The 8,207-nt window shown below is 55.0% G+C and carries 7 protein-coding genes; 5 read left to right on the forward strand and 2 right to left on the reverse strand.

Annotated elements, in window-relative coordinates:
- Both VMW13_07680 and VMW13_07685 read right to left on the reverse strand, forming a co-directional pair.
- On the reverse strand, positions 1-1,984 hold a 1,984-nt coding region (locus VMW13_07680; protein HUV44694.1), incomplete at its 3' end, for a molybdopterin-dependent oxidoreductase.
- Positions 1,985-2,038: 54 nt separating this feature from the next.
- Positions 2,039-2,650, reverse strand: a complete 612-nt coding sequence (locus tag VMW13_07685) for a formylmethanofuran dehydrogenase subunit E family protein (GenBank protein HUV44695.1) — start codon at positions 2,648-2,650, stop codon at positions 2,039-2,041.
- A 376-nt stretch (positions 2,651-3,026) separates the two neighbouring features.
- On the opposite strand from VMW13_07685, the gene VMW13_07690 reads away from it, so the two are divergent.
- From VMW13_07690 to hisH, 5 genes are all read left to right on the forward strand, one after another.
- Positions 3,027-3,308: a hypothetical protein gene (locus tag VMW13_07690; protein ID HUV44696.1), complete on the forward strand. Its 282-nt coding sequence runs from the start codon at positions 3,027-3,029 to the stop codon at positions 3,306-3,308.
- On the forward strand, positions 3,295-3,573 hold the full coding sequence (locus VMW13_07695; protein HUV44697.1) for a type II toxin-antitoxin system RelE/ParE family toxin: 279 nt from the start codon (positions 3,295-3,297) through the stop codon (positions 3,571-3,573). Before VMW13_07690 ends, VMW13_07695 begins: the two co-directional genes overlap by 14 nt.
- 39 nt (positions 3,574-3,612) lie before the next feature.
- Positions 3,613-5,583: a hypothetical protein gene (locus tag VMW13_07700; protein HUV44698.1), complete on the forward strand. Its 1,971-nt coding sequence runs from the start codon at positions 3,613-3,615 to the stop codon at positions 5,581-5,583.
- A gap of 441 nt (positions 5,584-6,024) precedes the next feature.
- The gene (locus tag VMW13_07705; GenBank protein HUV44699.1) at positions 6,025-7,440 is read left to right on the forward strand and encodes a leucine-rich repeat domain-containing protein; all 1,416 of its coding nucleotides are present in this window, start codon (positions 6,025-6,027) and stop codon (positions 7,438-7,440) included.
- A 181-nt stretch (positions 7,441-7,621) separates the two neighbouring features.
- The coding region (gene hisH, locus VMW13_07710) for an imidazole glycerol phosphate synthase subunit HisH (GenBank protein HUV44700.1) at positions 7,622-8,207 on the forward strand (586 nt) is incomplete at its 3' end.

Below are 8,207 nucleotides of genomic sequence, written 5' to 3' on the forward strand. Positions count from 1 at the left end.
CCAGTTCCTCGGCATCCGCAGCATTCATGGCCAGGGTGCAGTATCGCTTGCCTTCGTTCCATGCCGGGTCCCGCATGCTCGTATTGGCATTCATATCCATGTGACGTCCTGCCATGAGAATCAGGGGGAACTCTTCATCTGGTTTGAGCCCTTCTTCTTCATCGGCGGGATTGATTTCCTTTACCCAGTCCTCAACGTCACGCGCATATAGCTGGATTTTACCGCTCTTTGTTCCCAGTCTCTCAATGTTCTTTTCCGGGTCACGTCTCCCGACCAGTACACCTTCCGGATGGTCAATGGTAGCCTGGTATATGTCCAGGCCCTGGTCTGGTCCGGCGGCAAAACCTGCTTTCACAGCCTCTTCCTGCTGGGCGGCAGACCTCTGCATAAACATGGTGAAATGGCTGGCCAGGTGAGCCGAACCGATGGCATTACCCAGGGTCTTCGCAGCAATGAACTGCAGTACCGGTCCACTCTCGGGATTTGCCGATACATGGTCCATTAAGGCATCCCGGTAGTCCCGGATGTTGCCGCTTTCCGCTGTTTTGTAAAGTGACTCGGGAAGCTCGGGAATAAGTCCCATGGCGTCGGCCAGGAGCGTGAACATTTCACCGCCCTCCTTTTGCTCGCCTTCCGCTTCTAAAACCGGTGGACATAACCGACTGAACACTCCTGAGAAACCTCCACCGGGATTGCCATCCCATGATTCATAGGCTGTTTTGGAAGGAAGAACGTAATGGGCAAGAGCGGCAGTTTCACTCATTACAATATCACCTACAACCAGTAAATCAAGCCGGCGGAATGCCTTTTCATACGCGGTTGTATCAGCATACGAGCGTAACGGATTAGCGGCAAAGTTAATAACAGCCCTGAGCCGGTCCGGATGGTCGCTCATAATCTCTTCCTGTATCACATTGGGTGGGAACATCCCGTTGATGGCGGGAATATCTGTGACCTGTGTTCGCCACGTCTTCGGGTCGTTCGGGTCAGAGTATATTCCTCCGGCTACCAGGTAGTTACCACCCGGTACACAAATACGGCCGCAGATAGCCATCAGGACAACCAGGAGATAGGATACGAGCGCACTGTGACGGTTCATCAGTACTCCAAGGTCGTCATGAAGACAGGACCGCCGTGTGGTGAACTCTTTACAAACCATGAACACCTGGTCGTAGTCCAGTTCACAGACCTTCAGCGCTGCTTTGACATCGAAATCAGCAAACCACGGCAGTATCTCATCGAACCCGTCTGTATGCTCGTTAATGTATGTCCGGTTATGCATCTCTTCCCTGAGGATGATGGCAATCATCGACTTCACCATGAGGGCGTCAGTACCGGGACGGATTCGCAGATGGATGTTCGCTATCCTGGCGGTTTCAGAAAGCCTGGGGTCAACCACGACAAGAAGCTGGTCCGGGTCTTTTGACATTTTTAGTAATTTTCTTCGTGACTGGGGGTAATTATGACTCATCAGGGGATTTTTCCCGATAAGCAGCAGCATGTCGCTATTCTCGTGGTCGGATGCGAACTGAAAACCCTGGTTACCCAGTGTTAGTCCGTGTGCCCAGTAACGTCCGGCAAACTCCTGGTTAGCTGCTGAGTAGCTATACCGTGAACCAAGCCTGCGGACAAAACGGACGGGAAAAGGGTTGCCGTAGGTATTAAATTCACCGCCACCGACCAGTGAGGCCAGAGACCGCGGCCCATATTGCTCAAGTATACCCTTGAGCTTCTCCGCAATTTCACTGATTGCCTGGTCCCAGGATACCCGCTCGAATTTGTCTCCCACCTTCTTCAGCGGATAAAGCAGCCGGTCGGCATTGTGCTGGTGATAGGCAACGTTCATGCCCTTCCGGCAGATATATCCTTCACTCGCCGGACTGTCCTTGTCCGGGCGGACTTTGGTAATGCGGTTATTTTCAACCTGGACTTCCAGTCCGCAGCCGTTCCCGCACAATACGCAGGCTGTTTTCTTCCATGTCATGTCCTGTTACCTCCGTTTAGTCATATTCTGACTGTAAAAGTATCATTAACGGTTTTACTGTGAACCCGGCGCTTCGTAATGAAGGTAGGGCGCTTTACCCTGGCAACCCAGGCAGATATCACCGTCTTTTTCAGGGTAGCCTTCTCCGCAAGACGGACAGACAGCAAAAACACCTCGATGATGCGTTTTGACAGAGTCCAGATTAACCATTACTTCCTGAAGCCCGAAGACTGATGCTTGAGCAAGTCTAACTTCAGCCATCAGTGCCTCAAAATCCTGTTCCTTCTTTGGTTTCAGCCTGAAGAAGAATGTTTTGAGTTCAGGCCAGTCACCGAGTTTCCGGTTATCCACATATACCCGAACGCCGTTACCGGTGTATTTCTCGAAAAGCGACAGGGCAAACCGACCCAGGTCGATAATCCTCAGCCAGCCGTTACCCACCGTACAGGGAGTCAGCAGCTGGACGGCATCCGGAAGACACTTGCGAGTCTCACATATGGCATCGAAATACTCCCCCTGTGGGAGGTTTCGGCAAGCCAGGTCCACCATGAACCCGCTCAGGGCCATTCCCGGTGCAACATGTCCGTGGAAGGCTTTTACCATCTCGATGTACTCATCATAAGTGTGACCGCAAATGGTGATTTCGGGAGAGGCAACGTTCTTCATGTGCGTTTCGTGACCTCCGCTCCTGCTGCTATGTCGCCCATATTGGCGAAGAACCCTTATGAAACTCGAATATCCTTGCTGACGAAGCCTATCTGAGTCGGTGCTTACAGTCTATGACCGGAGCCTGAGGATGTCAAGGGCAGTGACGAACTCAATACGTCGAGGTGCACCCGTTGACAGCCGTCACGTTGTGCGATAGGAGTTGCACCCCTCGGTTCCATTCAGGATTGTGGCTGCGTCGTCGAGACCACAGGTGGCGAGAGCAGGAGTTGGTACCCACCAGGGTAGTACTATATACAGTCTGGCCTTGACTTCACCGCCATCCGTTGCTACAATGCCCATACGTCCGTAGGTATCTACGTCCAGGAGGCATCCCATGAGCAGGAAGATGACAGTGGTGTTCCATGATGAGGACCTGTACACTGATTTGAAGGTGGAGGCGGCACGGCGTCACATAGCCGCGAGTGAGATAATTGCCGATGCCGTACGCGAGTGGCTGGAAAGCCGTGAAGACGCCGAATTGCTACCTGCTATTGAAACTGCCAGGACCGAATGGAAAGAGAAGGGTGGCCGTCCCTGGTCTGAAGTCGAGCAGGAGATGGAAGAGGCAGTGAGCCGGAGGGATAGAGGGGCAGAGGCGAAGCGTGTACAGGCTTGAAGTCTCGCCGGTTGCCGACCGCACTCTGGTTAGACTCAAAGACCGAATCAGAAGGCAGGACTTCGAGCGCATACGGAGCGCAGTTTGGAACCTGGCTGATGAGCCTCGCCCTCACGGGGTCAGGAAGATAATGGGGACAGAGAAGGCCTACCGCATCCGGGTGGGTAGTTACAGGGTAGTCTATGAAGTATACGATGATGACGGCCTTGTCCCGATTCTTCAGGTAGCGCGTCGGAGTGAGACAACCTACCGTCAACAGGCATAGACAATAGACTAAAGTCGAACACGTGTGAGGTGGCATAGAGTGCCAGCCAAACGCCACCAGGTTCAGAGTGCCTTCCAGGCAGACCTCTTCGGGGGTCAGTCTGCCCTTCGCACGCGGGTTATCGCCCGGCGCAAGGACTTCGACGAGCTCTTTGACGGGTTCGCCAGGATGCGCGCTATATCCTACGTCATTTCCCCCGAACTCCTCCTGGATTTCTTCGACCGGCGCGGCTATGACAAGCTTGAGGTAGTAGTTGGCGAAAACGTGACCGAGCCCTATAAGAAGGGACTGGAGCAGAAGGGCATCGAGGTGGTTGACCGGCTGGCCGAACTGGTGGAGCAGGGTGTCCTGCGTGTCCTTGTTCCCACCCGCAGCATTCACACCAAGCTCTACATCCTCGAGAGAGATGAACTCGTCAGGGTGATTCAGACCAGCGCCAACCTCACTGCCACCGCACAGGAAGCCAGGCGGCAGACCAACTACGCCTGGTATCTGGATGTTCCGCCGGAACACCCGTTTCTTGACCAACTGATGCAGGACTACGAGTTTCACCTTCGCGGCTGCTCGCTCTTCATGGGGGACCTGATGGAACTAATGAAGCAGAGGCTGGATACGGACAGGAAACAGGTGATAGAAGCCTGGCTCAAGGGTGGCACCGTTGAAGAGCAGGACGTTGATATCAGGGGCATTTTTCACGAGCTTTCCGCGAGTCTGACCGAGGCTGTGGATTCGAAGGAAGAACGCGTAACCGTACTGCAGTTGCCTGAATTCGAGTTGGCGAGGACGAAGATCGAACGGCGTTTGGCACCGCTCAAGCCGATTCTTGCCGGGCAGAATCAGATGCACGTGAAAGGTTCGGCTTTCATACGCTATGTATATGAAACGCATCGTGTGCCGCTGCTTATTCTCTCCCGCGAGCGTAAGGAGCTGCTGTTGGGCCTGGACACTCCGATGACGGTTCTCACACGGGCACCTTCAGACCGTGATGCGGTGAACCGGGGATTGAAGCTGATAGAGGACTATCTTGCCACAGTCGATTCCGGGGAGTCAGCCAATCCTCTGTCCGCTAAAGCAGGCATGTTTGAAGCCCTGCTATACATGTTTTTCACTCCCTTCGCCAACGAGTACATGAGGGCCAAGCGGGCGAGGTACGGCTTGATAGACACCAGAGGGCCGCGCTTTCTATACCTCTACGGCCCCTCTCAGAATGGCAAGACCACCTTCCTGCGGTTCGCCTTGAAGCTAATCACCGGCAGGATCATCGAACCGCTGTCCCGTCAGGACTTCACCAAGACCAGAATCAACAGCGCGGTGCTTACGGAGACTGCGTTCCCTCTGGTCTTCGACGATGTTGACCCCTCTCGAACGCCGGGTATCGAAGACGTGTTCAAGTCGTACTGGGAACGTTGGTGGCGGGACCAGTACGTGTCTCCGCAGATAGTGATTGCCTCCAATACACCCCGGCTCAAGGAGTGGGCGAAGTCGCGTGTTAAACGAATCGACTTCGATGTTCACTTCGCCCCAACCGAGACTGACAAGGAAAGACTAGCGAGCCTGTTTTCGCAGGATAGCCTCGTATTTCGATGGTTTTCCCACATCTATCTCAGCCGCCTCGACGATAATGAGTTGCCCGGCGACGACGAACTCAGGCTGGCGAGGACGGTTATCAAGGAGTTGTACCAATTTGCAGGCCGACCTTTGCCAGACTTCTTTCCCTCCGTGCCAATAGAGAGGCTCTATGACCCTGGGCGGAGGGACTGGCGTGACCTCATCTACGTTCTGCACAAGGCCGTGGTGGAAGAGCAGGGGAACCGGAAGCTGGTAACCTTCTCCAAAGACATGCAGCACTGGGAGATCAACGACTACCAGGGATACCTTCCCCAGACCATCAAGTACCAGCGCAAGGGTAACACCATCGTCATAGAGAACCCTGGTGAGTTCGACAGGTGGCTTGGGCAAGCCCCCCGGGCTCCTGGTCTGTTGGCCCGCCTTTTAAAGAAGTCCTCATAGTGGGGACAATGGGGTGTAGCTCCGCCATCTCAGCCGTCTCCCTCCGCTTTTCGTTTGAGTACGCGCGGCTGCACGTTTCGTCATCTTGTTTGGGTCTCTCAATGTGGGCATATTAACAGTGGTGACTGTTCTGGCATCGGTAGTTAACGGGTACTTAGTAGCCAGGTTTACTAAAATGAAGACAGGATGAGGGCTATTGTTAACGTGGTGTGATGCAAGTACCCTCAGCGACTTTAATAGAAAGATGGTCTATACTGCCTCAGTATTCAAAGACATTGCACATGAGGAGACAGCCAGTAATGGCTAGCCGCACAGGCTCTCTCCGGTGGCAATCAGCATCGGTTGTACTGGAGTGCCACTAATGTACCGGACGAGTACGACACCTCGTTGACAACAGGCAGGCACCACCTGTAAACTGGGACGGTAATGTCAGTGAACTCCATGACCATGAGATGCCTGCTAGCCACGCTTACCATGGCGGTGACACTCAGCCTCGTTGCCTGCGGCTCCGGCCAGAAGCCGGCCACTACTACCGGGGAAGAAAGCGCCTTCGCCGACGCGAATCTTGAAGCCGCGGTCAGGCAGGCTATCGGTAAGCCGACCGGTCAGATTCAACCTTCGGACCTGGAAGCGCTCGACATACTCCCTGCCGCTAACGGCGCTATTTCCGACCTCACCGGCCTGGAGCAGTGCCGGAATCTGAACCGCCTGATTCTCAGCGGCAACATTATTGATGACATCTCTCCCCTGGCTTCACTGGCGAGTCTCACTGAACTCCGGCTGGACGGTAACGTGCTACTGGCTGATATCTCACCACTGGCTGGCCTGAGCAGTCTGACCATCCTGTTTATCAATGATAATATGATAACCGATGTTTCACCCCTGGCCTCGTTGACCAACCTTACCGAGCTCTGGCTGGGAGGCAACCCGGTGGTAGACCTCTCCCCACTGTCCTCCCTGGCCAGCCTCAAGGTGCTCAGGTTGAACAACGCTCAGAGCGCCGACCTCTCGGACCTGGCCTCGCTCAGTAACCTCACCGACCTCAGGCTGGACGGCAGCGGCATCAGTGACCTCTCCCCGCTGGCTTCGCTGAATAACCTCAGGTGGCTATTCCTCAACCGGAACCAGATAAGCGACATATCGCCGCTGGCTTCGCTCGGCAACCTCACCTGGCTGTACCTCAGCAACAACCAGGTGAGTGATATCTCACCCCTGGAGTCGCTTGCCAACCTCATCTGGCTCCACCTGGACGGTAACCAGGTTGAGGATGTATCACGGCTATCCTCCCTCACCGGCCTGACCGAGCTTGTCATTGAGCGCAACCCGATAAAGGACGTCTCGCCACTGACATCCCTGACCAACGCGGACATACGCTGGGTAATCTCGCTTCCTGACGCCAACCTTGAGACGGCAATCAGGGAGCTTGTCTACAAGCCCGCAGGCCCTCTCTATATCCGGGACCTGGCTACGCTTTCTTCAATGACACTGTCCGGAAGAGGTATATCCGACCTCACCGGCATCGAATACTGCGTCGGGCTGAAAAGTCTTGAAATGAATTATAACGATATCACCGATATCTCTCTGCTGGCTTCTCTCACCGACCTCACCGGCCTGTTCCTTGACCAGAACCAGATAAGCGATATCTCGGCGCTGGCCAACCTTATCAAACTCAGGCGTCTCTCCCTCATGGACAACCAGGTTACCGACATCAAACCGCTGGTCGATAATACCGGCCTCGACTCATGGGACACCATAGACCTTACCGGCAACCCGCTGGACAAAACATCACAGGATACCCACCTGGTAGCGCTACGCGAAAGAGGAATGACGATCTCCTGGGATGCCCCGGTCCCGTAGGGTATTAACACGGGAGAGTACCCCCGCATCCTGTGTCGGAATTCAAGACAGCTCGCACCCACGGACAGGCGGTTTCGCGACGGTATTTTAACCACTTCACCGGCGTACATCGACAATTCCCCTCACAATGTCTTAACATACCAGTAAGAGGAATCATTCCCGTACCCGGAGTAGCCAGAAGGTGGAAGATAGGATTACCATAGTTGATTATGGTGCCGGCAACCTGCGCAGCGTGGTCAATGCCCTCGCCCGACTGGGCTATCAGTCAGAGGTCACCAGTGACCCTGAGAAGGTACTGGCGGCGCATACCCTCATCCTCCCCGGTGTCGGTGCGGCCGGAGACACCGTAGCCAGCCTCAACCGACTCCGGCTGACCGGACCACTGTGCGAGCATATCCGTACCGGTAAGCCCTTCCTCGGCATCTGCATCGGGCTCCAGATTCTCCTGACGGGTACCGAGGAAGGCGGCTGGAACCAGTGCCTCAACATATTCCCCGGACGGGTCAGAAGGTTTCCCGCCGGAGAGAAGGTCCCCCACATGGGATGGAACCAGGTCAGGCAGGTGGTCCCCCACCCTGTCTTCGAAGGAGTACCGGATGATACCAATTTCTACTTCGTTCACAGCTACTATGCAGACCCCGAGGACAGGTCGCTGGTGGTTGGGGAGACCGAGTACGGCGTCGGTTTCTGCAGTGTCCTGGCACGGGGAAACACGGTGGCCACCCAGTTCCACCCGGAGAGAAGCGGCGAGGCCGGACTCCGGATAT

Source organism: Dehalococcoidales bacterium, from assembly GCA_035529395.1.
Classification (GTDB): Bacteria; Chloroflexota; Dehalococcoidia; order Dehalococcoidales; family Fen-1064; genus DUES01.